Here is a 25,442-nt window from a genome sequence, read left to right as displayed (position 1 = left end):
GCGCCTCATCAGTCGAATGGACCCGTCCGGACGCGCCGCGACACCGCACGCGCCCCCTCTTTCTTCATGAAGCCACAACCTGCGATCGAGCGACCTTCCATCGAACCGGCACGATGGAGAACCTGGCTCGATCCGCTCGGCGGCGCCGCGCGCGACTGGGCCGCGAGCGACGGCCTGATCTGGCTGCATCTCGCCAAAACGGTGCTCGCCGCGCTGCTCGCGATGGGGATCGCGATGCGGCTCGAGATGTCGCAGCCGCGCACGGCGATGACGACCGTGTTCGTGCTGATGCAGCCGCTGTCGGGGATGGTGTTCGCGAAGAGTTTCTACCGCGTGCTCGGCACCGCGGCCGGCCTCGTCGGCGCGCTCGCGCTCGGCGGGCTGTTCGCGCAGCAGCCGGAGCTGTACATGGCCGGCATCACGCTGTGGATCGGCGGCTGCATCGCGCTCGCGGTCCGCAACCGCCATTTCCGCTGGTACGGGTTCGTGCTCGCCGGCTACACGGCCGCGCTGATCGGCCTGCCCGCGGTGATGACGCCGCAGACGCTGTTCCAGTCCGCGCTCACGCGCGCCGCGGAAGTCGCGCTCGGCATCGCGTGCTCCGGCGCGGTCAGCGCGTTGATTCTTCCCCTCAGCTCCGCGAAGGCGCTGATGCGCTCGCTGACCGCCCGTCATGTGAAGTTCGCGGCATTCGCGGCCGGCGCGCTGTCGGGCGATCTCGCACGCGGCGATTTCGAGCGGCGCTTCGCCGATTTCGTCGACGAGATCGTCGGCTTCGAGGCCAACCGCGCGTTCGCGTCGTTCGAGGATCCGCACATACGCGCGCGCAGCCGCCGGCTCGCGCGCCTGAACAGCGAGTTCATGAATGCATGCACGCGCCTGCATGCGCTGCACCAGCTCGTCAAACGCTTGCGCGCGAACCGGTCCGACGCGGTGCTCGACGCGCTCGCGCCGCACATCGATGCGCTCGCGCAGCGGGTGACCGCGTTGCGCGACGAGCGGCGGCGCGGGATCGCGTCGACCACCGGCGCGCTGCTCGAACTGCGCCGCTTTCACGGCGCGCTGCCGAAGGCCGCGCGCGCGTCGCGCCGCGAGATCGAGGATCACGCGGCCGGCGGCCTGCTCGACTTCGACACCGCGATCGAGCTGATGTATCGCTTCATCGGCGAGTATCTCGGCTATGCCGACACCAACGCGTCGCTCGATCGCGACGATCACGCGTTCGAACGCTCGGTCACGCACTACGCGGTGAAAACCAATGCGTTCTTCGTCGGCTTCACGTTCCTGCGCACGCTCGTCGCCGTCGGCGCGATGAGCGCGTTCTGGATCGCGTCCGAATGGCCGAGCGGCTCGCTCGCCGTCATCGCCACCGCGATCGCGTGCGCGCTGAGCTCGACGTCGCCGCGTGCGCCGAAGTTCGTCGCGCAGATGGGCGTCGGCGCGGCGTTCGCGACGGCCGTCGGCTATGTGTTCCTGTGCTACGTCTATCCGAACATCGACGGCTTTCCGCTGCTGTGCGCGGCGCTCGCGCCGGTGCTCGGCCTCGGCGCGTTTCTCGCGATGCGTCCGGGCCTGTCCGGCTACGGGATCGGCTTCGCGGTGTTCTTCTGCCTGCTCGCCGGCCCCGACAACGCGATCGCGTATACGCCCGAGGTGCTGATCAACAACGGTTTCGCCATCGTCGTCGCGATGCTCGCGTGCTCGATCGTGTTCGCCGTGGTGTTTCCGACCCACATGCCGTGGCTCACGTCGCGCATCGCGCACGACCTGCGCCGCCAGGTCACGCTCGCATGCGACGGCACGCGCGACGGCCTCGCCGCACGCTTCCAGTCGAGCACGCACGACCTGATGGCGCAGTTGCGCACGCTGCTCGTCAAGCGCACGCGGCAGCATCGCGACGCGCTGCGCTGGATGCTGTCGACGCTCGAGGTCGGCCATGCGGTGATCGACCTGCGCGACGAGCTGCACGGATTCTGCGAATCGAAACCGCCGCAGACGCTGCACTGGACCGCATCGATCGATGCGGTGCTGCGCGAGCTGCCGCGCTTCTTCGACGATCCGACGACGGGCCACCATGCGCGCACGCTGAAATCGGTGAATCTGGCGATCCGCGCCGCCCAGCACACGCTGCACGCGTGGTACGCGGTGGCCGACGAACGCCGCCGCATGCAGCGCATCGTCGGCTGCCTGCACTTCATCCGCAGCGCGCTGCTGGACAAGGACGCACCGTTCAATCGCCATCGTCACTGACCGTCGACGGCGATCGGCGGCGATCGATGCGCGCGCAACGTCATCCTTGTTCCGATTGGAAATAAGCTCTGCACCTGCGGTGATTAATCTCTAAGCAGTGCGAGCCTATAGTTTCCTCACTGCCAGCGAGACTGGCACTGACCCAGGAGAAACCCAAATGAAGCCGCTGCACCTCGCCCTCGTTGCCCTGTCGCTCACCGCCGCCGTCGCGCATGCCCAGCCCGCGCCGGTCGACGCCGCGCAGCAACCGGCGAATCGCGCCGAAGCCGTCCAGGCCGCGGGCCGCGTCGATCGTGCGCAATCGAAGCAGGAAGACCCGAACGCATGCGTCGGCCCCGTCAGCTTCTGCAACGTCTACTTCGGCAGCTGAGCATGACGCCGCGTCGCCACGGCCAGGCCCGCCGCGCACGCATCGCACGCATCGCATGCGCGCGCGCACGACGCGCCGGCCGATCGCCGCAACGACACTGTCCGCCACGCCGCTTCGATTGAAGCGGCGCATGCCGTTTCAGGCGCCGCGCCCCGGCCGCCACCCCACTTCGCGCAACGCATCCAGCAAACGCGCCTGCCCCAGCCCTTCGACCCGCGCGCCGCGCGATTCGACGTCGTTCCCCGCGACGAGCGCATTCACGATCGCTTCCTCCACCGCTTCCGCCGCCGCGACGAACAGCGCGGAGATGTGGTCGTTGTTCACCATCTTCACGGCCGTCGTCGGCACGCCCTTGCTGCCGTAGTTCGCGGCCGGCAGCCCGTCGTTGCCCGTCGCGAACGCCAGGAAGATGTCGCCGCTCGAATCCTCGGTGCCGCCGCCGACGCGGGCCAGCCCGACGCTCGCCCGCTGCGCGAGGCGCGTGCACTGATGCGGCAGCAGCGGCGCGTCGGTCGCGATCGTGACGACGATCGAACCCATCCCGGCCTCGCCTTGTGCATCGGGCGCGCGAAAAGGCGAATGCACGTGCCGCAACACCTCGCCGACCGGATAACCGGCCACGCGCAGCATCTCGCGCACGCCGTAGTTCGCCTGCACGAGCGCGCCGACGGTCCAGCCGCCCGCGTCGGCCGCGACCACGCGCGACGCGGTGCCGATGCCGCCCTTGAACTCGTGGCAGATCATCCCGGTGCCGCCGCCCACGCCGCCTTCGGCGACCGGCCCCGACCGCGCGGCGGCCAGCGCGCGCTGCACGTGCGCGGCGCTCACGTGCTGCCCCCAGATGTCGTTGAGCAGGCCGTCGTAGGTTTCCATTACGACCGGCATGCACCAGTACACGCGGCCGGCCGCCGCTTCGCGCTCGTTCGCGACCAGCGCATCGCGCACCGCGCCGACGCTGTGCGTGTTCGTATAGGCGATCGGGGTCGTCAGCAGGCCGGCTTCGCGGATCCATTCGAGCCCGGTCGCGTCGCCGTTGCCGTTCAGCACATGGACGCCCGCGAAGCACGGCGAATCGTGCGCGGCGCCCGCGCGCGGCTCGATGACTGTGACGCCGGTGCGGATCGACGCAGCGCCGTTCTCCACGTTCAGCGTGCAATGTCCGACCCGCACGCCCGGTACGTCCGTGATCGCGTTGAAGCGGCCCGGCGTGCCGAGTCCGATGCGGATGCCGAGATCCCTCGTGCGCATGATGCAATTCCTCCGTCTTTCGATGGTTCGGTGTTCGATATGGTCAGAGCGAGCGGAACGCATCGCTGTGGCGCGCCCAGACCGCATACATGACGAGCGCGGCCACCAGCAGCCCGCCGATGATGATCAGGTCGGTCGGCTTGGTCGCCGTCGCCAGTGTCGTGTAGAGCGTGTACGCGGCGCCCGCGACCGCGACGAGCGGCGTCACGGGCCACAGCGGCATCCGGTAGTGATGCTCGACGTCGCGCCGCACGAGGCGGCTCGCCAGCGCGGCCAGCCCGACGACGAGGTAGATCAGCAGCAGCAGGTCGACCGTGAACGCGGTCAGCTCGTCGAGGCTCGACACGAACACCAGCCCCGACGACGGCACCGCCAGCGCGAGCGTCGCGAGCCACGGCGACTCGAAGCGCGGATGGATCGTCGAGAACGCGCGGTTGCAGGTGCGCGACCAGAGCGCATGCCGCCCGCTGCTGTAAAGCAGGCGCCCCATCGTGATCACGATCGCGATGATCGCGTTGAACACCGACAGGAAGATCCCGCCGCTGACCACGCGCGACACCGCCGGGTTGCTCAGCGACCGCACGACATAGCCGATCGGGTCGGCGCTCTTCGTCAGCTCCGTCAGCGACGGCGCGCCGAGCACGATCGCGGTGAGCGGAATCAGCTCGACGACGAGGATCACCAGCAGCGAATAAATCACCGCCTTCGCGACGTTGCGGTTGCCGCCGCGCAGGTCTTCCGCGAGGTACGCGGCGGAGCCGAAGCCGTTGTAGCAGAAGATCGCCGTGCCGATCGCGGGCACGATCGCCGCGAGCGTGGCCGGCACCAGCGCATTGCCGCTCGCGACGACCGGCGCGATCAGCGCGTCGGCGCCGCGATGCGGGGAGCCGAAGCCCAACGCCGCGATCAGCATCAGCACGCCGATCTCGACGACGAGGAACGCGCCCGTGATCCACGCATTCGTCTTGATGTTCAGCATCCCGAGCACGTAACTGAGCAGGACGATCGTGAGCGCGACCGACTGGTTGCCGAAGTGCGTGCCGAGCGCGTTGTTCAGGTACGGCGCGGCGCCGCTCGCGAGCACGGCCGGGATGAACACGCTGACGGACAGCACCGTGATGAACGTCAGGTAGCCGGGCAGCGTGCCGAACACGCGCTTGGCCATCACGTATTCGCCGCCTGCGCTGCGATGCGCGGCACTGAGCTCCGCGTAGCAGAGCGCGAACGCGAGCGCGAGCACGCCGCCGAGCAGGAACGACAGCACCGCGCCGCTGCCGGCCTGCTGGATCGCGAACGGCGCGATCACGAAGATCGAGCTTGCGGGCGTCACGCCCGACACGGTGATCATCACCGCGTCGCGCACGCTGAGCGTCTGCGACAGCGCGCGCGGCGCGTCTTCCGTGGCAGGCGTCGCTTGCAGCGTGCCCGTCGATTCCGACATCATCGCCATTTCGTTCTCCTGTTGCTCCTACCCTGCACTTTTTTGAACACCCATACTCGGGCCCGATTGATTGCGTGGCAGTCTAGGAAGCCAAATTCAGGACCGCTATTCCCCCTTCGTGTTACACCCTTCGGTGGTGGTATGGATCGACTCTTCTCCGAAATCGCGATGCACCAGGCGCTTGGCCGCGCGATCGATCATCTGGGCCAGCCGCGCTTCTGGCGCTTCCTGGTGCTGCTGCTCAACGAAATGGTGCCGTTCGACAACGCGCTCGCGACCGCGATCGGCCGCGACGGCGTGCCGCTCGTGCTCGACGAATACGACACGGGCGGCTCCGACAGCGCGTCGCCGGTGCCGCTTTACCTCAATGGGTTATATCTGCTCGACCCGTTCCTGCAGGCCGCGCACGACGGGCTCGCCGACGGCTGCTACCGGCTCGAGGAAGTCGCGCCCGACCTGTTCCGGCAAAGCGAGTATTTCCTGAGCTACTTCCGCGATGCGGTCGGCGACGACGAAATCCAGATCCTGCTGCGACCGACCCCCGACTTGCTGCTGTCGTTGTCGCTCGGCGCGTCGGCGCGCTTCGACGTCGAGCCGCTCGGCAAGCTGACGGCCGCGATGCCGTGGGTGCTCGCGACGATCCGGCAGCACTGGCGGCTGGTGGGCGATGCCGCGCGCGCGACGCCCGACGACGATCTCGGCGCGCGCGTCGAGCAGGCGCTCGCGCGCTTCGGCGCGGGCGTGCTGACCGATCGCGAGATGTCGATCGCAAGAATGGTGCTGCGCGGCAATTCGTCGAAGGCGATCGCGGAACGGCTGGCGATTTCACCCGAGACGGTGAAGGTGCATCGGCGCCATCTTTACGCGAAGCTCGGGATTTCGTCGCAGCCGGAGCTGTTTTCGCGGTTCATTCAGGCGTTGGGGGAGGATGCGGCGGGCTGAGCGCAACGCCGCCGCGTCACGACGGGCCGACCGCCGCCGCCCGCCGTGTCGGCGCGATCGCCAGGTGCAGCGCGCGCCCGGGCCGCAGCGTCACGTTCAGCGTCGCGCGCGGCGCCGTCATGCCGGGCGGCACGGACAATTCATGGCGCTGCAGGATCATGGCCGCCACCACCGTCATTTCCGTCATCGCCAGATGCTGCCCGAGGCATACGCGCGGCCCCGTGCCGAACGGCATGTACGCGCCGCGCGGAATCGCCGGCGCGTCGTCGGCGAAGCGCTCGGGCCGGAATGCCTGCGGTTCCGGAAACCACCGCGCGTCGTGATGCATCAGCTGAATCGGCAGCATGAACAGCGTTCGCGCCGGAAACTGCCATGCGCCCAGCGCGACCGGCCGCGATGCGCGACGGCTGATCAGGATCGGTGCCGCCGGATACAGGCGCATCGTTTCCTCGAGCGTCTGCGTCAGATAGCGCAATGCTGCGCGCGTGTCGGCGGTCGGCGCGCGGCCGCCCAGCACGCGCACGACTTCGTCGCGCGCGGCGGCCTGCGCGGCCGGATTCGCGGCCATGTTCCACGCCCACCAGGTCAGCGTGGCCGCGGCCGTCTCGTGACCGGCCAGGAAGGTCGTCATGCACTCGTCGTGCACGGCTTGCAGCGGCCAGGCGCGCACGTCGGCGCGGTGCAGCCGCAACAGGCGCGACAGCAGATCGTCCGGCCAGCCGTGCTCCGGCATGTCGAGACGCGCATGCAGTTGGCGGTCGATCAATCCGTTCAGCACCGCCAGCGCCCTCGCCTTGCCGCGCTTCCACGGCATCCAGTCCGGCGCGCTGGCCGGCTGGTAGAACTCGGCGTTCGCGGCCGCGCTGACCGTGCGCACGGCGGCCTCGGCCACGCGCGCGTCCGCGCCGATCGCATTCGAGAACATCGTGCGCATGATCACGTCCATCGCAAGCGACGTCAGTGCACTTTCGATCGGCCAGTGCGCGTCGTGCGCGGGCCACTGCGCGAGCGCATGACCGGCCGTCGCGGCGATCGACGGCACGAAGGCCTGCACCGGTTTCGGCATGAAGTTCGGCTGCAGCGCGTGGCGCTTGTCGCGCCATGCGTCGCCCTCGGCAATCAGCACGCTGTGCCCGTGAACCTGCGAGAACACGCGGATGCCGCGCTCCCAGCGCACGAACGCATCGTGATGCGTGACCAGCAACGCGCGCACGAGCGCCGGATCGGTCACGACCACCGCATGTTCGGGCCACATGCGCAGGTGCACGACGTCGCCATGCGCGCGCTGCCAGCCCGCGAGCGCGCCGGGCAGGTCGCGCGACATCGCGCGCAGCAACCGCCACCCCGTCAGGCCGGCACGCGGCCCCGGCGGCCATACGCCGGGCGGGTGAAGCGCGGGCGCCGCATCGGCGGCGTCCGCATGAAACGGGCATCGGGAAGAGGATCGTGTGTTCATGCGCCGGATTGTCCGGATCGATGCGCCGCCGGTCTTGAACGCAAACGACATCGACACGTGCGGCGCCGGTCCCTATACTCCGGCGTCATGCCCTTCGGTCCGTCTCCGACATTGCCGCCGTGTCCCGATCCGCTCGCGCGTGCGCCGCGCGTGCTGTTCGACGGCCGGTCGCCGCCCACCCGGCTGTATCAGCCGCCGGCTGCGCTGCAAGGCGCGGTCGTCGCGATCATCACGCGCGACACGCGCGGCTTCACGTTGAGCGACGCGCAGCGGCTCACGCATTTCCCCGCGTCGCCGCTCGTCTGCCTGTCGTGGTATCGCGGCCTCGACGTCGGGCTCGTCCGGCGCACCGGCGACGGGCCCGTATGGCGGCCGTTCGGCGCATCGGCGACGCTGTCGGGCAGCCAGTCGATGCCGGTCGCGAGCTGGGCGCCGACGAGCGGACAAGGCGGCATCGTCTGCCTGCATGCCGATGCGGCACGCGCGCTGTTCGGCGTCGCGTTGCCGGCGATCCACGACACGTTCGTCGACGCGCATGCATGTCTCGACGACAGCTGGCGGCCGCTGCTCGATGCGCTCGCCGATGCCGAACACGACGACGACGCGCTGGCCGCGCTCGACCACCACCTCGCGCCGCGCTGGCATGCGCTGCGCGGCAGCGTGTCGCCGCTGTCGTCGCTGCGCGATGCGGGGCGCAGCTGGGTCGGGCGTCTCGCGTCGAAAGCGCGCGAATGGCGGTACACCCACAGCCCGCGTCAAGTCGAACGGCGCATCAAGTCGTACAGCGGTCGCTCGTTGCGCGACTGGCAAACGCTGGTGCGCACCGAAGGCGTGTTCTTCGCCGCGCGCGACCGGCAGGACGCCGGGCAGCCGGTCGACTGGGCCGCGCTCGCGCTGGACGAGGGATTCGCCGACCAGGCACACCTGAGCCGCGCGACGCGGCGCATCACGGGCTTCTCGCCGACCGAGTTCGTACGACGCTTCGCCGAGGACGAATCGTTCTGGATGTACCGCCTCTGGGTGTGACGGGGCGCGGCCCATCACGCGTCAGCCGCCCGATTCGATGAACCCGCCCTCGGGCGCCTGGTGCGGCACGTACCAGCCGAAATACACCTCGGCCTCGACGATCCGGCCATCGCGGACACGCAACCGCTCCGCATTCCGGAACCGCCTGCCGGCGGTCGTGTCGGCCTCGTACACCACGAACACGTATTCGCCGTGCACGGCGACGTCGACGAACTCGAAACCGGCGAGCATCGCGCTGTTCGGCCAGCAGCGCGCCAGATACGCGTCGCGGTCGAGCCGGTTGTCGAGCGGGCTCGTGAAATGGAAGTCCGGTGCGATCAGCGCTTCGATCGCGTCGCGGTCCTTGTCGACGTACGCGCGATAGCTGGCGCGCGCAACGTCACCGGGGTCGTCTGTCATCGTCGTTACCTCCGCGAAGGGCTGGGCCGACGCGACAGCCCGCGTCGCCCCGAGGCATCGATCAAACGCTTGCGGGCGGCACGGCCACGACCGCCCCCGCAGTCAGCGTTGCGCGCACGCCCGGCTCGATGCCATTCGCGAAAATCCGCACCGGGCGATCGGCGCGAGCGCCTGCGCGCGCCGATGCCGCGGTTGCCCGTTTCCGCACGCACGGGCATGATGTCCGCCAGCGTGCCGGCCGCGGCCGCCGGCTTCGGCGGTCGTCGGCGCCGCGATCGGCTTGCCGCCCATGCGCCGCCTCCGGCATCACCGAGCAATCCGCGTGCCGGCCCCGGCCGCCCACCTCACCGAGTCCATGTCACTACGCGCATTCCGAACGCTGGTCGCGATCGCCCGATACCGCACCTTCGCGCGCGCCGGCGAAGCGATCGGGCTCACGCAATCGGCCGTGAGCCTGCAGATCAAGACGCTCGAAAGCGAATACAACGTCCGGTTGTTCGACCGTTCGCGCCGCCAGCCGGTACTCACCGAAGCCGGCAACATTCTCGTCGCGCAGGCCGAGCAGGTGCTCGCGATGGTCGACCGGATTCCCGATGCACTCAGCGACGAAAAAAAGCTCGTCGGCCGCCTGCGGATCGGCGCGATCCAGACCGCGCTGTCCGGCCCGCTGCCCGACGCGCTGCTCGCGCTGCGCGCCGCGCACCCGTCGTTGCGCGTGCACGTATCGGCCGGCATGTCGGCCGAACTGGCGAACCGCGTCGCGGCCGGCGAACTCGACGCCGCGATCACGACGCGCCCCGTGCGCCCGCATCCGGCGGAGCTGACGTGGACCACGCTGTACGAAGACCGCTTCTGGCTGCTCGCGCCGCCGCAGTATGCGGAGCGCGACGCGGGCACGCTGCTCGAGGCGTTGCCGTTCATCCGCTTCGACGCGCAGGCGTGGGCCGGCCGGATGATCGCCGCCGAGTTGCGCCGCATCGGCGTGCGCGTACGCGAGGAGATGGTGCTCGACAGCGCGGAGACGATCGCGCGGATGGTCGCGCGCGGGCTTGGCGCGGCGATCGTCGCGCTCCCCGACTCGACGCTCGCGCGGCTGCCGCCCGTCACGCGCTTGCCGTTCGGCCAGCCGCAGATGGGCCGCGAGGTCGTGCTGCTCGAACATCAGTCACGGCCGGCCGAGCGTTTCGCGCGTGCGCTGGCCGCCGAAGTCACCGCGTCATCGATGAGAATTTCTCATTGAACGCCCGATAATTAACCATTATTCCTGCTGCATCCGCGTGTTAACTTGGGGGCATCGTCACTCTTTCGATTGCGTGCCGCCATGTTGCCCGCCGGATGGATTCCCGCTTCGTTCCGCCGCTCCTCGCGCCTGCCGTCCGGCCCGTGTCGCCTGAAGGCGCGTCGATGATCGGCCCGATCCTGCTCGCGCTCGCGCCGGTCGCGCTGCTGGTCGCGCTCGGCCATGGCCTCCGGCGCACGGGCTTCATCGGCGATGCGTTCTGGCCGCACGCCGAGCGGCTCTGCTACTACGTGCTGCTGCCCGCGCTGTTCGCGAACGGCCTCGCGAACGCGCGGCTGCAGGCACTGCCCGTCTTGCCGCTCGCGGCGGCGCTGGTCGGTTCGACCGTGCTCGTCGCGGCGCTTCTGCTGCTGGTCCGCCGCTTCGTTTCGGTCGACGGCGCCGGGTTCACATCGGTGTTCCAGGGCGCGGTGCGCTTCAACAACTATGTCGGCACCGCACTCGCCGCCGGACTCTTCGGCGCGCACGGAATCGCGCTCGCGGCCGTGTGCGTCGCGGCGATCGTGCCGACCGTGAACCTGATGTGCGTGCTGGTGTTCGCGCGCTACGGGGACACGCGGCTCGGCGCGTGGGCGCTCGTGCGCCAGATCCTGTCGAATCCGCTGGTCGTCGGGTGCGCGCTGGGGATCGCGATGCAGGTCGCCGGCATCGCGTTTCCGGCCGCCGTCGAACCGGCCGTGCGCGCGCTCGGCGCCGCCTCGATGCCGCTCGGCCTGCTGTGCGTGGGCGCGGCGCTGAAGTTCGACGCGGCGCGCGAGTGGATGCAGCCGATGTGCATCGCGTCGGCGTTCAAGTTCATGGCGATGCCGCTCGCCACGCTCGCGGCCGGCCGCCTGTTCGGGCTTGGCGATGCCGCGCTGACCATCGCGCTGCTGTTCCAGGCGCTGCCGACGTCGTCCTCGTCGTACATCATGGCCCGCCAGCTCGGCGGCGACGCGCCGCTGATGGCCGGCATCACCGCGTTCCAGACGATCGCCGCCGCGCTTGCGATGCCGGCCGTGCTGACGGCGCTCGCGTCGGCGCCGGTGTTTCGCTGACGGCCCGGCATCGCGGCGCGTCGCTATCCGTCGTGAAAGCGCGCCGCCGGGGCCCGTTCGACCCGCAAAGGTTCGGGGACGGATGCCGAATCCCGCCGCATGCGCGCAACCGCCGCGTCGTTGCGCGAGACACACGCATCGCCGATGCGCCCCCCGTTCTTCTCGCAGCCCCGCCAAAAACCGCCTATGGTGAATGAAGCGGGTCCGTGCCTCCGCCATTCGACTTCACGTCGCTCGCACCGGCGGCCACGGCGCCGCGTTCCGGCACCATTCCCCGCAGTCGCGCGCACGCCCGGCCATGCGTGCGGCTGCGCCGCCCACCGGACCACAAGGAGGTAATCATGAAAGCCGTGCTGCTCGTCAGCTCCGCCGTGCTCGCCATGGCGTCCGTTTCGGCCTCGGCTCAAGGCTCGATCACCAAGGTCGAAAACGGCGCGCTCGTCGCGGCGAACGGCATGACCGTTTACGCATTCGACAAGGACAAGCCCAACGCCGGCACCAGCGCCTGCACGGGCCAATGCGAATCGATCTGGCCGCCTTACAAGGCCAGCGCGACCGACGTCCCGGTCGGCCCCTACACGATCGTCAAGCGCGACGACGGCAGCCCGCAATGGGCCTACAAGGGCAAGCCGCTGTATTTCTTCGCGAAGGACATGAAACAGGGCGACCGCAACGGCGACAACTTCAAGAACATGTGGCACGTCGTCGCGCCGTAAGCGTGCCTTCCCCGTCTTCAGTGTCGGCACGGCCGCCGCAAGTGTGAAAAGGCCCGCCCCGGTCGTCGACCGGGGCGGGCCTGTGCGTCTTTACGCCGGCCGCATGGCGTCACGTCGCGGCCGGATCGCGCGTCAGCGGTTCGACGGGAAGCTGAACACCGTCCCTTCGCGCACGCCGGCCGACGGCCAGCGCTGCGTGATCGTCTTGCGCTTCGTGTAGAAGCGCACCGCATCGGGGCCGTACGCGTGCAGGTCGCCGAACAGCGAGCGCTTCCAGCCGCCGAACGAGTGGTACGCGACGGGCACCGGCAGCGGCACGTTGATGCCGACCATGCCGATCTGGATGTTGTCGCTGAAGTAGCGCGCCGCTTCGCCGTCGCGCGTGAACAGGCACGTGCCGTTGCCGTATTCGTGCGCGTCGATCAGCGCCATCGCCTCGTCGAGCGACTTCAGCCGGATCACGCCGAGCACCGGCCCGAAGATCTCGTGCTGATAGACCGGCATGCCGGGCTTCACGTTGTCGAACAGGCACGGGCCGAGGTAGTAGCCGCCGTCGTGGCCGTCGACCTTCACGCCGCGGCCGTCGACGACGAGCGTCGCGCCCGCTTCCACGCCCGCGTCAACGAAGCCCGTCACCTTCTCGAAATGCTGCTTCGTGACGAGCGGGCCCATGTCGACGCCCGCACCGTTGCCCGGGCCGACCTTCATCTTCGCGATCTCGGCCTTCAGGCCGTCGATCACCTTGTCGCCCGTTTCGTCGCCGATCGCGACGACCAGCGGAATCGCCATGCAGCGCTCGCCGCACGAGCCGTACGCGGCGCCCATCAGCGCGTTCACCGCGTTGCCGATGTCGGCGTCGGGCATCACGACCGCGAAGTTCTTCGCGCCGCCGAGCGCCTGCACGCGCTTGCCGTGCGCGCAGCCGGTCGCGTAGATGTATTCGGCGATCGGCGTCGAGCCGACGAAGCTCACCGCCTTCACGCGCGGGTCGGTCAGGATCGTGTCGACCGCTTCCTTGTCGCCGTTCACGACGTTCAGCACGCCCGGCGGCAGGCCGGCCTCGAGCGCCAGCTCGGCCATGCGCAGCGTCGACGACGGCGTGCGCTCCGACGGCTTCAGCACGAACGTGTTGCCGCACGCGACGGCCATCGGCCACATCCACAGCGGCACCATCACCGGGAAGTTGAACGGCGTGATGCCGGCCGCGACGCCGAGCGCCTGGAATTCGCTCCACGAATCGATCGCGGGGCCGACGTTCTTGCTGTGCTCGCCCTTCAGCAACTCGGGCACGTAGGTCGCGTATTCGACGTTCTCGATGCCGCGCTGCAATTCGCCCATCGCGTCGGCGAGCACCTTGCCGTGCTCGGCGGTGATCAGCGCGCACAGCTCGTCCGCATGCTCCTCGAGCAGCGTCTTGAAGCGGCTCATCACGCGCGCGCGCTTCAGCGGCGGCGTGCTGCGCCACGCCGGGAACGCGGCCTGCGCGGACGCGATCGCGGCTTCGACGGTCAGCTTGTCGGCGAGCGCGACGCTCTTGTGCGATTCGCCGGTGGCCGGGTCGAACACCGGCTGGACGCGGCTGCCGCCGTCGACGCGCTTGCCGTCGATCAGATGGCCGACGGTGGAGGTCACATTGCTGTCGTGTTTCATGTTTCTGGCTCTGTCTCGTGAATTCGGTTGTCGCGCGGCACGGGCCGCGCTCAGTTCACTTCGTTCAGCGCGTCGGACAGCGCGTTCACGAGGTTGTCGATCTCGCGCTTCTCCGAGATGAACGGCGGCGCGAGCTGGATCGTGTCGCCGCCGTAGCGCACGTAGAAACCCTTCGCCCAGCAGCGCATCGCGATCTCGTACGGGCGCCGCGCCGGCTCGCCCGGCAGCGCCGCGATCGTCAAGCCCGCCGCCAGCCCATAGTTGCGGATGTCCGTGATATGGCGCTGGCCCTTCAGCCCGTGCACCGCCGCCTCGAAATGCGGCGCGAGATCGCGCACGCGGGCCACCGCGTCTTCCTTCACCAGCAGGTCGAGCGCCGCGACGCCGGCCGCGCACGCGACCGGGTGCGCCGAATACGTGTAGCCGTGCGGGAACTCGAGCATGTATTCGGGGCCGCCCGCGGCCATGAACGTGTCGTAGATTTCCTTCGTCGCGATCACGCCGCCGAGCGGCTGCACGCCGTTGGTCACCTGTTTCGCGAAGTTCATGATGTCCGGCACCACGCCGAACGCATCGGCGCCCGTCATCGCGCCGGCACGGCCGAAGCCCGTGATGACTTCGTCGAAGATCAGCAGGATGTCGTGCGCGGTGCAGATGTCGCGCAGGCGCTTCAGATAGCCCTTCGGCGGCACGACCACGCCCGCCGAACCCGAGAACGGCTCGACGATCACGGCCGCGATGTTCGATGCGTCGTGCAGCGCGATCAGGTCGAGCAGGCGGTCGGCCAGATCGGCGCCGTACTCGGGCATGCCGCGCGAGAACCGGTTTTCGGCGAGCTGCGTGTGCGGCAGGAAGTCGGCGTCGATCCCCTGGCCGAACAGCTTGCGGTTCGGCCCGATCCCGCCGACCGAGATGCCGCCGAAGTTCACGCCGTGATAGCCCTTTTCGCGGCCGATCAGGCGCGTCTTCGTGCCCTTGCCCTTGGCGCGCCAGTACGCGCGGGCCATCTTCAGCGACGTGTCGGCCGCTTCCGAGCCCGACCCCGTGAAGAATACGTAGTCGAGGCCGGCCGGCGTCAGGTCCTTGATCTTGTTCGCGAGCTCGAACGACTTCGGATGACCGAACTGGAACGCCGGCGCGTAGTCGAGCTGCGCGACCTGGCGGCTCACGGCTTCCGTGATTTCCGTGCGGCCGTGACCGAGGCCCGTGCACCACAGGCCCGACAGGCCGTCGAAGATCTTGCGGCCTTCGCCATCCGTGAAATACGCGTCCTTGGCCGACACGATCATGCGCGGATCGGACTTGAACTGGCGGTTCGCCGTGAACGGCATCCAGTGGGCGTCGAGCCAGGCGGCGTCGGTTCGGAGGTTCGTCTCGTCCTGCTGGCTGGCGGTGATCGTGTCGGTCATGTCGGTCGGCGCGGCGCGCCCCTCCTTCTTGTGATGATGTTGCGCATTGTCGGGAGGCCAATTAGTCTCTTCAATATCGCAATATCAATGTTCACTTGCGCAACTATGCAAGCAAAGAAACCGAAGAGCCGCGCGCTGCTCGGGCAGCTCAGCGACATGGATCTGCGGCTGCTGCGGGTCTTCAAGGGCGTCGTGCAGTGCGGCGGGATGGCGGCGGCCGAACTCGAGCTGAATATCGGCATCTCGACGATCAGTCGGCACGTGAAGGATCTGGAAACGCGCCTCGGCCTCGTGCTGTGCCGGCGCGGCCGAGCGGGCTTCACGCTGACCGCAGAGGGGCAGACGGTATACGAGGAAACCTTGCGACTGCTCGCGTCGATGGAGGCATTTCGCAGCAGGATCGACGGCATTCACGACAAGATGGGCGGAGAACTGCACGTCGCCGTATTCGACAAGACCGCCACCAACCCGGACGCGCGGCTCGGCGACGCGATCCGCCAGTTCACGGACGAAGCGCCCGACGTCGCGCTGAACCTGCATGTCGCGTCGATCAACGAGGTCGAGCGCGGGATCATCGACGGCAGCTATCAGGTCGGGATCATCCCCGCGCACCGCAGCTCGGGCAGCCTCGTGTATTCGGAACTGTTCGACGAACGGATGCTGCTGTACTGCGGCCGCCAGCATCCGCTCTTTGACGCGCCGCACGGCAAGCTCACGTGGACAACGATCCGCAACCACGCGTTCGCCGGGCTCGGCTTCCATTCGCCGAACATGGAGCTGAGCCATCGAGCGAAGCTCACGCGCAGCGCGACGGCATCGGACCAGGAATCGATCGCGACGCTGATCCTGTCCGGCCGCTATCTCGGCTTCCTGCCCGACCATTACGCGGAGAGCTTCGAAAACAAGGGGCTGATGCAGCCGATCGCGCCGCACCGCTTCAACTATCGGTGCCGGTTCGTGAGCCTGCTGCGGCGCTCGCCGCGACCGACTCGGGCAGCGCTGCTGTTCCAGTCGTGCCTCGAAGCGGCACATGCGGTGGCATGGCCGGGCGACGACGGCAGCGACGCGTAGCCGCGTTCAGGTTTCGCGGGCGGCGCCGTCCGACCAGAGGTCGCGGCCCGATCCGGCTCTGCGATAATGCGCACTTCCCGTTTCCGCTCGCCTCCCGCCATGACGCAGCCGTCCGCCCCGCTCCCGACCGACCTGCCGCCGATTTCGTGCCTGCCCGGCGACGCGCTGCCATGGCTGCCGATGAGCGCCGACCTGCCGGGGCTCGCGATCAAGTATCTGCATATCAATGCGGCGGAAGACACGCTGACCGCGCTGCTGAAGATGCCGGCCGGCGGCACGCTGCCGCGCCATCGCCACGACGGCGAGGTCTTCGTCCATACGCTGCAGGGTGCGTGGCGCTACCGCGAATACGAGTGGATCGCGCAGGCCGGCTCGACGGTGCTCGAACCGGCCGGGTCGGTGCATACGCCGGAAACGCTCGGCGCGCCCGGCGACGACGTGATCACGCTCAACGTGATGCGCGGCGATCTGGTGCTGCTCGACGACGACGGCCGCGAGACCGCGCGCGAGAATTGCCGCGTCGCGCTGCTGCGCCAGCGCAAGCATGCGCGCACCGCGCCGCACGATGCGGCGCCGTTCGTCACGCGGTAATCACGCGGTAATCGCGCGGTAATCGCGCGGCAAGACGGGCGACATCGTCGCGTCACGATCCGCACGGCGCATGCACTCGCCAACACGCGCATGAATGACCGCCGGCGCACTTCGTCACCCAAGCCGCCCCCGGTGGCATTAGCGAAAACGCCGGAAAAATCGGCGAATATCGTCGGCCAGCAGTTCCGGCTCCTCCATCGCGGCGAAATGGCCGCCGCTCGGCATGTCGGTCCACTGCACGACGTCGAACACCCGTTCGACCCAACTGCGCGGCGGACAACTGATTTCCTTCGGAAAGCGCGCAAACGCGACGGGCGCCGCCACGCGCTGCCCGGCCGCGAAGCGCATCGGCTGCAGCCGGTTTTCCCAATACATCTGCATCGACGAGCCGATGCAGCCGGTAAACCAGTAGAGCGAGATACCGGTCAGCAGCGTGTCGTGCGAAAACCGTTTTGCGACGTCGCCATCGCAATCGCTCCACGTGCGGAATTTCTCGGCGATCCATGCGGCCAGCCCGGCCGGCGAATCGTTGAGCGCGACGGCCAGCGTCTGCGGCTTCGTCATGTGCACGTGCGCGTATCCGCCCTCCAGCGCGACCCACTCTCCGCGCTGCGTCACGAAGGCGCGTTCGTCTTCGGTCAGCGGGGAAGCCGCGTCGGTCGGCGGCTCGTAGTTGCCGGGCAGATAGTTCAGATGGATGCCGCTCACCACGTCGGCATGTCGCGCGCCGAGCGCAATCGACACGCCCGCGCCGAGATCGCCGCCTTGCGCGCCGAAGCGACGATATCCGAGCCCGGACATCAACGTCGCCCAGCGGTCGGCGACCTGAAATGCCGACATGCCGGGTGCCGCGGGCGAGAACGCGAAGCCGGGAAGCGACGGCGCGACCATCGAACGCGTCGTGCGGATCGCCGCCGAACGCGGCCGGATCGCACAGGCGATCGATCAGCGCGTCGAATTCGAGTACGGAGCCCGGCCAGCCGTGCGTGATGACGAGCGGATACGGCTTCGGCCCCGCCCCACGCCGATGGATGAAATGCACACGCTGCCCGCCTGCGTCCGCGACGAACTGCGGCTGCCGATTCAGCGCACGCTCCGCCGCCCGCCAGTCGAAGCGCTCGCGCCAGTACGCAACCAGTTCGTGCAGCCACGCGCCATCCACACCCTGCTGCCACGGCGCGGCCGGTGTCAGCACCGGTGCGCGCGTGTCGCGCAGGCGCCGACGCAGGTCATCGAGCGCGTGATCGGGAATCGCAATGCTGAACGGGGCGGCGTGCATGGTGTCTCCTCGCGAGGAATGCCGGAGATTCTGCGCGATTTTTCCGACCCGCGCTGGCGGCGCGCCCGCGCGCGTCAGCCCGATTCGCGCGTGTCCGCCCGCGCGTCGCGCCGCACGGCCTGCGGCGGCACGCCGAAGCCGCGCACGAACGCATCGCGCAGGTGGCGCCGGTCGCGGAAACCGTTCTCCTTCGCGATCACATCGAGCGAATGCCGGCTCTGCTCGATCATCAGCCGCGCGGCTTCCAGCCGCAGCCGCTCGATCGCCTTCGCCGGCGACTGCCCGGTTTCGAGCGTAAACACGCGGCTGAACTGGCGCGGACTCAGGTGGACGGCCTCGGCCAGTTCCTCGACGGTCAGCGCGCGGCCGAGATTCCGCCGCGCATAGTTGAGCGCGTTCTGGATCCGGTCCGATTTCGGCGCGAGGTCCAGCATTTCCGAATGCTGCGACTGCCCGCCCGCACGGCGCTGGTGCATCACGAGCTTGTGCGCGACCGAGCGCGCGGTGTCCGCGCCGAGATCCTTCTCCACCATCGCGAGCGCCAGGTCGAGGCCGGCCGTCATCCCGGCGGACGTCCAGATCGGGCCGTCGACGATGTAGATCCGGTCCTCCTCGACACGAATGTCCGGAAACTGCTGCTGCATGCCGCGTCCGTACGCCCAGTGCGTCGTCGCGCGGCGCTGCGCGAGCAGCCCGGCCTCGGCGAGCACGAACGCGCCCGTGCAGATGCCGGCGATCCGCCGCGCGCGCGCGTTCGCGCGCCGCAGGAACGCGACGACGCCGGCCGGCGCCGGCGACGCGAGCGGATCGTTGACGCCCGCGACGATCCACGTATCGACGTCGATCCGCCCGCGCAGCGCGCGCGTCGCGACCGGCAATCCGAGCGACGAACGCACGTCGCCGCCGTCGACCGAATAGTTGTCCATCACGTAGAACGGCTCGCCCGCGACCATGTTCGCGTACTCGAACACCGATTGCGCGGCGAGCGCCATGATCTGGAAGCCGTCGCTGATCAGAAAACCGATGCGGTGCATGCGTATCTCCAGTAGCGGGGCATGATCGTCACGACCAACCCGATGGCCGAAATCATACCCATCTACGTCATTTGTGTCGCCGCGATTCGAGGCCAGAATGCCTTCACGCACTCCCCCTTTCCTCGACATGGAGCGACATCATGACTGAAGCACATCGCGGTACCGCCGTCATTACCGGCGCATCGTCCGGCATCGGCGCGATCTATGCGGACCGCCTCGCGCGCCGCGGCTACGACCTGATCCTAGTCGCGCGCAACCGCGACCGGCTGGCCACGCTCGCCGAGCGCATCACGAACGACACGCAGCGCAGCGTCGAGATCGTCGGCGCGGACCTCAACGACCGCGCGGCGCTCGCCGCCGTCGAGGCGAAGCTGAAGCAGGACGCGAGCATCACGCTGCTCGTCAACAACGCGGGCGTCGGCACGCACGCGCCGCTGCTCGACAGCGACGTCGACGCGATGACGCGGATGATCGACCTGAACGTGACCGCGCTCACGCGCCTGACCTATGCCGCCGTGCCCGGCTTCGTCGCACGCGGCCGCGGCGCCGTGATCAACATCTCGTCGATCGTCGCGCTGTCGCCGGAAACGCTCAACGGCGTCTACGGCGGCAGCAAGGCATTCGTGCTCGCGTTCAGCCAGTCGCTGCACCACGAACTCGCGGAACAAGGCGTGCAGGTGCAGGCCGTGCTGCCCGGCGCGACGGCGACCGAGTTCTGGCAAACCGGCGGCCTGCCGCTCGAACACCTGCCGAAGGAGATCGTGATGTCGGCGTCCGACCTCGTCGACGCGGCGCTGGTCGGCTTCGATCGCGGCGAACTCGTGACGATTCCGTCGCTGCACGCGGCCGGCGAATGGGATGCGTACGAGGCCGCGCGCCGCACGATGGCGCCGCACCTGTCGACGGATTCGCCGGCGCCGCGCTATGCGGTTGCGCGCTAGTCGCGCAGTACCCGCGTCGCGCCCGTGCTGTCCGGGCGCGACGCTTCCGAATCGAAGCGCGTCGACGGCGCTTGCGTCACCGCAGCCGTCGACGCCGCGACGCATTCCGGACCCTCGGCACGGCCGGCGCGTTCGTCACTTTCGCCTAAGCCGGCACGCAGCGCGTGGCGGCGTCCGACGGAACGCTGCCCGCCACGCTGCTTGCCGTGCACTTCCCGCCGCGTGTCGAGCGCGCCTCGGCGCCCGACCGCCGATTCATCACACCCGATGCGGGTGGGCTCCCGCTCGCCGCGCCGCACGTCGTCGCGGCCTGCGAACTGATTGCGGCCGACGGCAGTGACGCTCGCGCTTGCGGTCCGGGCGCCGCCGCGATCACGATCAGCGCCCGGCCGCGGTTTCAAGCCCGCTGCGCGGGTTCGCCCTTCACGCCGAGCATCAGCGCGGCGCCGCTCAGCGCGAGCAGCGCGGCCAGCAGATACACGGCGAGATCCATGCTGCCGGTGCGCGTGCGGATCAGCCCGATCACCCACGGGCTGACGATGCCACTCGTGATCCCGATGCTGCTGATCAGCGCGATCCCGGCCGCGGCCGCGTTGCCCGACAGATAGCGGGTCGGCACGGCCCAGAAGATCGGCAGCGCGGCGAAGATCAGCGTCGCCGCGATCGACAGACACGCGAGCATCGCCGCGAAGCTGTGCAGGTGCAGCGTCAGCGCCGCGAGTGCGAGCCCGCCGCCGATCGTGCAGCACGCGAAGTGCTTGCGGCGCTCGCCGGTGCGGTCCGAGCGGCGCGCGATCAGGATCAGCCCCACCGCGCCGACCGCGTTCGGCACGACCGTGTAGAGGCTCACGGCCACGACGTCGGTCACGCCGAAATCGCGGATCATCAGCGGCATCCAGAAATTGAGCGTCAGCGACGCGCAGGTCAGCGAGAAGTAGATGAACGCGAACAGATAGACGCGCGGGTTCGCGAGCGCGGCCATCAGGCTGCGTGTGTCGTGCGCGCCATGCGCACGGCCGTCGCCGCACAGCGCGGCGACGCGCGCCTTTTCGTCGGACGTGAGCCACGCGGCGTCCTGCGGCCGGTCGACCAGATACGCGAACGCGAAGCACGCGAGCACGATCGCCGGCGCACCTTCGATCGCGAACATCCATTGCCAGCCGTGCAGCCCGAGCACGCCGCTCATGTCGCGCATGATCCAGCCCGACATCAGGCCGCCGAGCACGCCGGCCACCGCGACGCCCGCGAAGAACACCGAGATCGCCGCCGCACGGCGGTTCGCCGGAAACCAGTAGGTCAGGTACAGCACGATGCCGGGAAAGAAGCCGGCCTCGAACACGCCGAGCAGAAAGCGCAGCACGTAGAAATGCGACGGCTGCGACACGAACATCATCCCGGTCGACGCGACGCCCCACAACAGCATGATCCGCGTGAACGTGCGGCGCGCGCCGAAGCGCGCGAGCAGCAGGTTGCTCGGCACCTCGCAGAACACGTAGCCGACGTAGAACACCGCGGCGCCGAGGCCGTACATCGCATCGCTGAAGCCGAGGTCGTGCTTCATCTGCAACTGCGCGAAGCCGATGTTGATGCGGTCGAGAAACGACACGACGTAGCAGAGGAACAGGAACGGCACGATCCGCCATGCGATCTTGCGGAACAGCAGCGCGTCGCCGGCGTCCGACGCCGGTGTGGATTCATATGCGGAAGCCGACGCCGCAACACTCGCGTGCGCGATCGTCGCTTCGGCGGGAAGCGATTGGGGCATGTCTCTCTCCAAACGGGCCGCGCGATTCGAGCGCGCAGCAGTCTCCGAGGGCGTACGTGCGCCCTGCTTTCTTGTGAGACCGGAAGCCGGCGCCCCGACCCGCGGCCCAATGCCGCCGTCGTTCAGGCGCCGTCAGAAAAACGGCGGGACGCCCGCCTGGACGCCGCGCCGCGGTGAGCCGCTCAGTCCTGCAGCGCGTCCCACATTTCCTTGTCGCGCTGCGCGGTCCAGATGCGCGGATGCGTGATGCCGCTCGCCTCGTCGAAGGCGCGCGACACGTCGAACGGCAGACAGTGCTCGTAGATGAACACGTGGCCGAACTTCGGATCCATCGCTTCGCGCGTGAGCGCCATCGACGCCTTCAGGTCGAGCTTGCGTTCGACGGCCTTGCGGCCCTGCGCGAGCAGCGTCGTCACGAAATCCTTCGTGTAGTCGAGGCCCTTGTCGACCTCGGCCGGATTCAGCAACGCGGGGCCGCGGCCCGGCACGAGCTTTTCCGCGCCGAGCGCGCGCAGCGCCTCGAGCGTGGCCGGCCATTGTTCGAGCTGCGCGTCGCCGCAATAGCAGGCCGCGTCGTATTCGACCAGGTCGCCGGAGAACAGCACCTTCTGCGACGGCAGCCAGACGATCGTGTCGCCCTTCGTGTGGCCCGAGCCGACGTGCATGATCTTCACTTCGAGCTTGCCGAGGAACAGCGTGATCTCGCGCTCGAACACGAGCGTCGGCCAGGTCAGCCCCGGCACCGTCTCGACGCCCGCGAACAGGCGCGGGAAGCGCTCGATCTCCGACTTCATGTCGGCCTCGCCGCGCTCGACGATCATCTCGTACGTGCCGCGGCTCGCGATCACGTGCTGCGCGCCTTCGGCGAAATACGCGGACGCGCCGAGCACGCGCACCGCGTGGTAATGCGACAGCACGACGTGCTTGATCGGCTTGTCGGTCACGCTGCGGATCTTCGCGATCAGGTCCTGCGCCATCGCGGGCGTCGCGGTCGTGTCGACGATCAGCACGCTGTCGTCGCCGATGATCACGCCCGAGTTCGGGTCGCCTTCGGCGGTGTACGCGTACGCGTTCTCGGACAGCTGCGTCCAGGTGACTTTCTTCTCTTCCAGATCGGCTTGGGAGGCGAATGCTTTGGCCATGTTGCGTTCCGTGGCTGCGAGCCATGTGTTGAGGGGAGTGAGCGGATCATCTGCCTGCGTCGATTATTTGTCAATGACAAATACGCTTGCTATTGTCTAATTCGGGTAAACCTGCGGGCTGGCGCGTCAAATGGCGTCGGATACCATGCGAGGTTTCGTCAACGGAAGAATCATCGCGTGCAGAACCACGAAGTCAGCGCGGACGACGCGCCGCCCAAGGCGCAGCGCGGAATCCAGAGCGTCGAGGTCGGCGGCCGGCTGCTCGACGCGCTCGCGCGCCGGCGCAAGCCGCTCGGGCTGTCGGAGCTGGCGGCCGCGGCCGAGCTGTCGACCGCGCAGGCGCACACCTATCTCGTCAGCCTGACGCGGCTCGCGCTCGTGAAACGCGACGCGCTCACGGGCAACTACGAGCCGGGGCCGCTGTCGCTGCGGCTCGGGCTGATGTCGATCGAACGCCAGCCGGCCTATCGCGCGGCGCTGCCGCACGCGGCGCGGCTCGCGGAAGCGGTCGGCCTGAGCGTGGCGCTGTCGGTGCCGGGCGTGCTCGGGCCCACGATCGTGCGCATCGAGCACGGCGGCTATCCGCTGCACGTGAACCTGCACGTCGGATCGGTGATGTCGCTCGACACGACGGCGACCGGCCGCGTGTTCCGCGCATTCGGCGACCCCGCGCAGCTCGACGCGATGGCGGCCAGCCAGGCCGGCGCCGGCGACACGCTCGCCGGCGCGGAAGGCGTGCAGCCCACGTCCGACGCCGGCGCGTGGCAGGCCGAACTCGACGCGATCCGCGCGCGCGGGATCGAGCGCGGCGTGGACCGGCCGAGTCCCGGCGTCAGCGCGATGTGCGTGCCGGTGCTGGACGCGGACGGACACCTGCAACTCGCGTTGACGGTGATCGGCTCGACCGGATCGATCGATGTCGGCTGGGACGGTCCGATCGCCGCGGCGCTGCGCGATGCGGCGCGGCAAGCCACCGCGTCGCTCGGCGCGAGACGCGATGCCCCGCCGGTCGCGCCGGGCATGCCCCCGGCCACGCAGCGCATGCCGCCCGCGCTCGCCGACGATACGAAAGCGCAGCGCGGCATCAACGCGCTCGACAGCACGGGCGAACTGCTGCTGGCGCTCGTGTCGGCGGGCCGTGCGCTGCCGCTGCGCGATCTCGCGGCGGCGGCCGGCATGCCGGCCGCGAAGGCGTTTCCGCATCTGGTGAGCCTGCAGAAGATCGGCCTGCTGAGCCGCGACGACGCCGGCTGCTTCGGCGGCGGGCCGCTCGCCCAGGCGCTCGGCCTGATCGCGATGCAGCGCGTGTCGCCGACGCGCGATGCGGAAACCGAGATCGTCGCGCTGGCGGCCGCGACCGACATGAGCGTGGCCGCCGCGACGCTCGGGCCGCTCGGGCCAACCGTGATCCGCCTCGAGGAATCCGCGCGGCCGCAGCACGTGAGCCTGCAGGTCGGCACCGTGATGTCGCTCGTGAATACCGCGATCGGAAGGATCTTCGCGGCGGGCATGTCCGACGACGTGCTGACCGGCCTGCTGGCCGACGAGCCGGTGCGCCTCGCCGGCCGCGCGACGCAGGTCGACGACGCGTTCCGCGCGCGGCTCGCGACGATCCGCGCGGACGCGCTCGATTTCGCGTTCGATGCGCCGGTGCCGGGCATCGGGACGATCGCCGCGCCCGTGTTCGATCACACCGGCAGCATCCGGCTCGTGATCGCGATCATCGGCTCGTCGCGCGGCTTCCCGCGCGGGCCGGACAGCGAACTCGCGCATGCGCTGCGCGCCGCGACGCGCCGCCTGTCGTGGCGCTTCGGATGGATCGGCGGGTAAGCGCCGCCCCGCCGCCGCGCCCTTTCTCCGCGCCTGATTTCCCCTTCCGTCCGTCAATGCAAGGCCGTGCTCGCCACGGCCTCGTCACGCCCGTCCGCCACGCGGAAAGCAAGTGCAATTCATGTTGTGCAGCAGCAACAGAAATTGTCAGTAATTCTCATATAACGAAATCGCATTTCACAAGGCGGTGACGTTCCTCTATGATTAGGGTTATCCCTAACTCGCCACCTACATGGGGCTTCGTCATGCAAACGTCTAATGTCTCCGATCGTTCCACCCAATCCGCTGGCTGGCTCGCACGTGTTGGCGAGCTGCTTGCAGAAGCATGGGCACTGCACCTCGAGAACTGCGAAGTCATCGCTGAAGCGCACGCACGCCTGCCGCGCTGAGCGCAGCGTCACATCATCCGTCTGACCCGCCTGCCGGGACGCGCGCCGTAAGGCCGCCGCGCCCGGCATCGGCGTGGCAGATGAACGCCGCAAAAGCCGACGGAAGATTCATCCGTTTTCCCGCCCCGCAGGCATTTCCCGCCTGTTTCCGGCTCC

Annotated in this window: 21 protein-coding genes and 1 pseudogene; 11 read left to right on the top strand and 11 right to left on the bottom strand. The window is 69.0% G+C overall.

The window, feature by feature from the left end:
* The first annotated feature begins 66 nt into the window (after positions 1–66).
* Positions 67–2,250, top strand: a complete 2,184-nt coding sequence (locus WS49_RS05950; protein ID WP_059525341.1) for an FUSC family protein — start codon at positions 67–69, stop codon at positions 2,248–2,250.
* Positions 2,251–2,407: 157 nt separating this feature from the next.
* Entirely contained in the window at positions 2,408–2,620 is a 213-nt protein-coding gene (locus WS49_RS05945) for a hypothetical protein (RefSeq protein ID WP_059525339.1), read from the top strand.
* A 138-nt stretch (positions 2,621–2,758) separates the two neighbouring features.
* Here the strand turns inward: WS49_RS05945 and WS49_RS05940 are convergent, their stop codons facing one another.
* Together WS49_RS05940 and WS49_RS05935 are read right to left on the bottom strand one after the other, a co-directional pair.
* Positions 2,759–3,868: a DmpA family aminopeptidase gene (locus tag WS49_RS05940; protein WP_059525336.1), complete on the bottom strand. Its 1,110-nt coding sequence runs from the start codon at positions 3,866–3,868 to the stop codon at positions 2,759–2,761.
* A gap of 43 nt (positions 3,869–3,911) precedes the next feature.
* Complete coding sequence (locus WS49_RS05935; protein ID WP_059525334.1) at positions 3,912–5,318, bottom strand: APC family permease; 1,407 nt, start codon at positions 5,316–5,318, stop codon at positions 3,912–3,914.
* Positions 5,319–5,450: 132 nt separating this feature from the next.
* Here WS49_RS05935 and WS49_RS05930 point away from each other — a divergent pair, with 132 nt between their 5' ends.
* Positions 5,451–6,251 (top strand): helix-turn-helix transcriptional regulator, encoded by an 801-nt coding sequence (locus WS49_RS05930; protein ID WP_059525333.1) that lies wholly within the window; start codon positions 5,451–5,453, stop codon positions 6,249–6,251.
* Between the two features lie 16 nt (positions 6,252–6,267).
* Here WS49_RS05930 and WS49_RS05925 read toward each other — a convergent pair whose 3' ends face one another.
* Positions 6,268–7,707, bottom strand: coding sequence for a cytochrome P450 (locus WS49_RS05925; protein ID WP_059525710.1), 1,440 nt, complete (start codon positions 7,705–7,707; stop codon positions 6,268–6,270).
* Positions 7,708–7,794: 87 nt separating this feature from the next.
* Here WS49_RS05925 and WS49_RS05920 point away from each other — a divergent pair, with 87 nt between their 5' ends.
* Positions 7,795–8,733: an AraC family transcriptional regulator gene (locus tag WS49_RS05920; protein ID WP_059525331.1), complete on the top strand. Its 939-nt coding sequence runs from the start codon at positions 7,795–7,797 to the stop codon at positions 8,731–8,733.
* Between the two features lie 21 nt (positions 8,734–8,754).
* Here the strand turns inward: WS49_RS05920 and WS49_RS05915 are convergent, their stop codons facing one another.
* Positions 8,755–9,132, bottom strand: coding sequence for a nuclear transport factor 2 family protein (locus WS49_RS05915; protein ID WP_059525329.1), 378 nt, complete (start codon positions 9,130–9,132; stop codon positions 8,755–8,757).
* Positions 9,133–9,487: 355 nt separating this feature from the next.
* Here WS49_RS05915 and WS49_RS05905 point away from each other — a divergent pair, with 355 nt between their 5' ends.
* The 3 genes from WS49_RS05905 (at position 9,488) to WS49_RS05895 (ending at position 12,185) form a co-directional block, all read left to right on the top strand.
* Positions 9,488–10,372, top strand: coding sequence for a LysR substrate-binding domain-containing protein (locus tag WS49_RS05905; RefSeq protein WP_059525325.1), 885 nt, complete (start codon positions 9,488–9,490; stop codon positions 10,370–10,372).
* A gap of 164 nt (positions 10,373–10,536) precedes the next feature.
* Positions 10,537–11,469: an AEC family transporter gene (locus WS49_RS05900; RefSeq protein WP_059525708.1), complete on the top strand. Its 933-nt coding sequence runs from the start codon at positions 10,537–10,539 to the stop codon at positions 11,467–11,469.
* 341 nt (positions 11,470–11,810) lie between these two features.
* Positions 11,811–12,185, top strand: coding sequence for a COG4315 family predicted lipoprotein (locus WS49_RS05895; protein WP_059468071.1), 375 nt, complete (start codon positions 11,811–11,813; stop codon positions 12,183–12,185).
* A gap of 132 nt (positions 12,186–12,317) precedes the next feature.
* On the opposite strand, the gene WS49_RS05890 is transcribed toward WS49_RS05895, so the two are convergent.
* On the bottom strand, positions 12,318–13,835 hold the full coding sequence (locus WS49_RS05890) for a CoA-acylating methylmalonate-semialdehyde dehydrogenase (RefSeq protein ID WP_059525323.1): 1,518 nt from the start codon (positions 13,833–13,835) through the stop codon (positions 12,318–12,320).
* 50 nt (positions 13,836–13,885) lie between these two features.
* The gene (locus WS49_RS05885; protein ID WP_059525321.1) at positions 13,886–15,244 is read right to left on the bottom strand and encodes an aspartate aminotransferase family protein; all 1,359 of its coding nucleotides are present in this window, start codon (positions 15,242–15,244) and stop codon (positions 13,886–13,888) included.
* A gap of 105 nt (positions 15,245–15,349) precedes the next feature.
* Between WS49_RS05885 and WS49_RS05880 the strand changes: the two genes are divergently transcribed.
* Positions 15,350–16,315 carry a LysR family transcriptional regulator gene (locus WS49_RS05880; protein ID WP_059525319.1) on the top strand — a complete coding sequence of 322 codons (966 nt, stop codon included), beginning with the start codon at positions 15,350–15,352 and terminating at the stop codon, positions 16,313–16,315.
* A 99-nt stretch (positions 16,316–16,414) separates the two neighbouring features.
* Complete coding sequence (locus tag WS49_RS05875) at positions 16,415–16,906, top strand: 2,4'-dihydroxyacetophenone dioxygenase family protein (protein WP_059450233.1); 492 nt, start codon at positions 16,415–16,417, stop codon at positions 16,904–16,906.
* Between the two features lie 138 nt (positions 16,907–17,044).
* Here WS49_RS05875 and WS49_RS05870 read toward each other — a convergent pair.
* Together WS49_RS05870 and WS49_RS05865 are read right to left on the bottom strand one after the other, a co-directional pair.
* Positions 17,045–18,185, bottom strand: a pseudogene (locus tag WS49_RS05870) (epoxide hydrolase family protein).
* Between the two features lie 74 nt (positions 18,186–18,259).
* Positions 18,260–19,219, bottom strand: a complete 960-nt coding sequence (locus WS49_RS05865) for a GlxA family transcriptional regulator (RefSeq protein WP_059525317.1) — start codon at positions 19,217–19,219, stop codon at positions 18,260–18,262.
* Positions 19,220–19,359: 140 nt separating this feature from the next.
* On the opposite strand from WS49_RS05865, the gene WS49_RS05860 reads away from it, so the two are divergent.
* Positions 19,360–20,160, top strand: a complete 801-nt coding sequence (locus tag WS49_RS05860; protein ID WP_059525315.1) for an SDR family NAD(P)-dependent oxidoreductase — start codon at positions 19,360–19,362, stop codon at positions 20,158–20,160.
* Here the strand turns inward: WS49_RS05860 and WS49_RS05855 are convergent.
* From WS49_RS05855 to WS49_RS05845, 3 genes are all read right to left on the bottom strand, one after another.
* The gene (locus WS49_RS05855; protein WP_059525313.1) at positions 20,157–20,561 is read right to left on the bottom strand and encodes a hypothetical protein; all 405 of its coding nucleotides are present in this window, start codon (positions 20,559–20,561) and stop codon (positions 20,157–20,159) included. The two genes, WS49_RS05860 and WS49_RS05855, sit on opposite strands and share 4 nt — an antisense overlap.
* Positions 20,558–21,925 (bottom strand): MFS transporter, encoded by a 1,368-nt coding sequence (locus tag WS49_RS05850; RefSeq protein ID WP_059525311.1) that lies wholly within the window; start codon positions 21,923–21,925, stop codon positions 20,558–20,560. The genes WS49_RS05855 and WS49_RS05850 overlap by 4 nt, the downstream gene beginning before the upstream one ends.
* A 182-nt stretch (positions 21,926–22,107) precedes the next feature.
* Positions 22,108–23,067 carry an MBL fold metallo-hydrolase gene (locus WS49_RS05845; RefSeq protein ID WP_059525310.1) on the bottom strand — a complete coding sequence of 320 codons (960 nt, stop codon included), beginning with the start codon at positions 23,065–23,067 and terminating at the stop codon, positions 22,108–22,110.
* A 177-nt stretch (positions 23,068–23,244) separates the two neighbouring features.
* Between WS49_RS05845 and WS49_RS05840 the strand changes: the two genes are divergently transcribed.
* Positions 23,245–24,897 (top strand): IclR family transcriptional regulator, encoded by a 1,653-nt coding sequence (locus WS49_RS05840; RefSeq protein WP_059525308.1) that lies wholly within the window; start codon positions 23,245–23,247, stop codon positions 24,895–24,897.
* The last annotated feature ends 545 nt before the right edge of the window (positions 24,898–25,442 follow it).

It is taken from the genome of Burkholderia sp. RF7-non_BP4 (genome assembly GCF_001521935.1).
GTDB classification, from domain to species: Bacteria; Pseudomonadota; Gammaproteobacteria; order Burkholderiales; family Burkholderiaceae; genus Burkholderia; species Burkholderia diffusa.
This window is presented reverse-complemented; position numbering and strand designations above follow the sequence as displayed.

What these genes read in the sequence shown, in the direction of transcription:
- WS49_RS05945 (WP_059525339.1), top strand. Translation starts at nt 2,408, where the DNA reads ATGAAGCCGCTGCACCTCGCCCTCGTTGCCCTGTCGCTCACCGCCGCC.
- WS49_RS05925 (WP_059525710.1), bottom strand. Translation starts at nt 7,707, where the DNA reads ATGAACACACGATCCTCTTCCCGATGCCCGTTTCATGCGGACGCCGCC.
- WS49_RS05860 (WP_059525315.1), top strand. Translation starts at nt 19,360, where the DNA reads ATGACTGAAGCACATCGCGGTACCGCCGTCATTACCGGCGCATCGTCC.
- WS49_RS05900 (WP_059525708.1), top strand. Translation starts at nt 10,537, where the DNA reads ATGATCGGCCCGATCCTGCTCGCGCTCGCGCCGGTCGCGCTGCTGGTC.
- WS49_RS05880 (WP_059525319.1), top strand. Translation starts at nt 15,350, where the DNA reads ATGCAAGCAAAGAAACCGAAGAGCCGCGCGCTGCTCGGGCAGCTCAGC.
- WS49_RS05930 (WP_059525333.1), top strand. Translation starts at nt 5,451, where the DNA reads ATGGATCGACTCTTCTCCGAAATCGCGATGCACCAGGCGCTTGGCCGC.
- WS49_RS05915 (WP_059525329.1), bottom strand. Translation starts at nt 9,132, where the DNA reads ATGACAGACGACCCCGGTGACGTTGCGCGCGCCAGCTATCGCGCGTAC.
- WS49_RS05950 (WP_059525341.1), top strand. Translation starts at nt 67, where the DNA reads ATGAAGCCACAACCTGCGATCGAGCGACCTTCCATCGAACCGGCACGA.
- WS49_RS05890 (WP_059525323.1), bottom strand. Translation starts at nt 13,835, where the DNA reads ATGAAACACGACAGCAATGTGACCTCCACCGTCGGCCATCTGATCGAC.
- WS49_RS05895 (WP_059468071.1), top strand. Translation starts at nt 11,811, where the DNA reads ATGAAAGCCGTGCTGCTCGTCAGCTCCGCCGTGCTCGCCATGGCGTCC.
- WS49_RS05935 (WP_059525334.1), bottom strand. Translation starts at nt 5,318, where the DNA reads ATGGCGATGATGTCGGAATCGACGGGCACGCTGCAAGCGACGCCTGCC.
- WS49_RS05845 (WP_059525310.1), bottom strand. Translation starts at nt 23,067, where the DNA reads ATGGCCAAAGCATTCGCCTCCCAAGCCGATCTGGAAGAGAAGAAAGTC.
- WS49_RS05920 (WP_059525331.1), top strand. Translation starts at nt 7,795, where the DNA reads ATGCCCTTCGGTCCGTCTCCGACATTGCCGCCGTGTCCCGATCCGCTC.
- WS49_RS05940 (WP_059525336.1), bottom strand. Translation starts at nt 3,868, where the DNA reads ATGCGCACGAGGGATCTCGGCATCCGCATCGGACTCGGCACGCCGGGC.
- WS49_RS05905 (WP_059525325.1), top strand. Translation starts at nt 9,488, where the DNA reads ATGTCACTACGCGCATTCCGAACGCTGGTCGCGATCGCCCGATACCGC.
- WS49_RS05875 (WP_059450233.1), top strand. Translation starts at nt 16,415, where the DNA reads ATGACGCAGCCGTCCGCCCCGCTCCCGACCGACCTGCCGCCGATTTCG.
- WS49_RS05885 (WP_059525321.1), bottom strand. Translation starts at nt 15,244, where the DNA reads ATGACCGACACGATCACCGCCAGCCAGCAGGACGAGACGAACCTCCGA.
- WS49_RS05865 (WP_059525317.1), bottom strand. Translation starts at nt 19,219, where the DNA reads ATGCACCGCATCGGTTTTCTGATCAGCGACGGCTTCCAGATCATGGCG.
- WS49_RS05850 (WP_059525311.1), bottom strand. Translation starts at nt 21,925, where the DNA reads ATGCCCCAATCGCTTCCCGCCGAAGCGACGATCGCGCACGCGAGTGTT.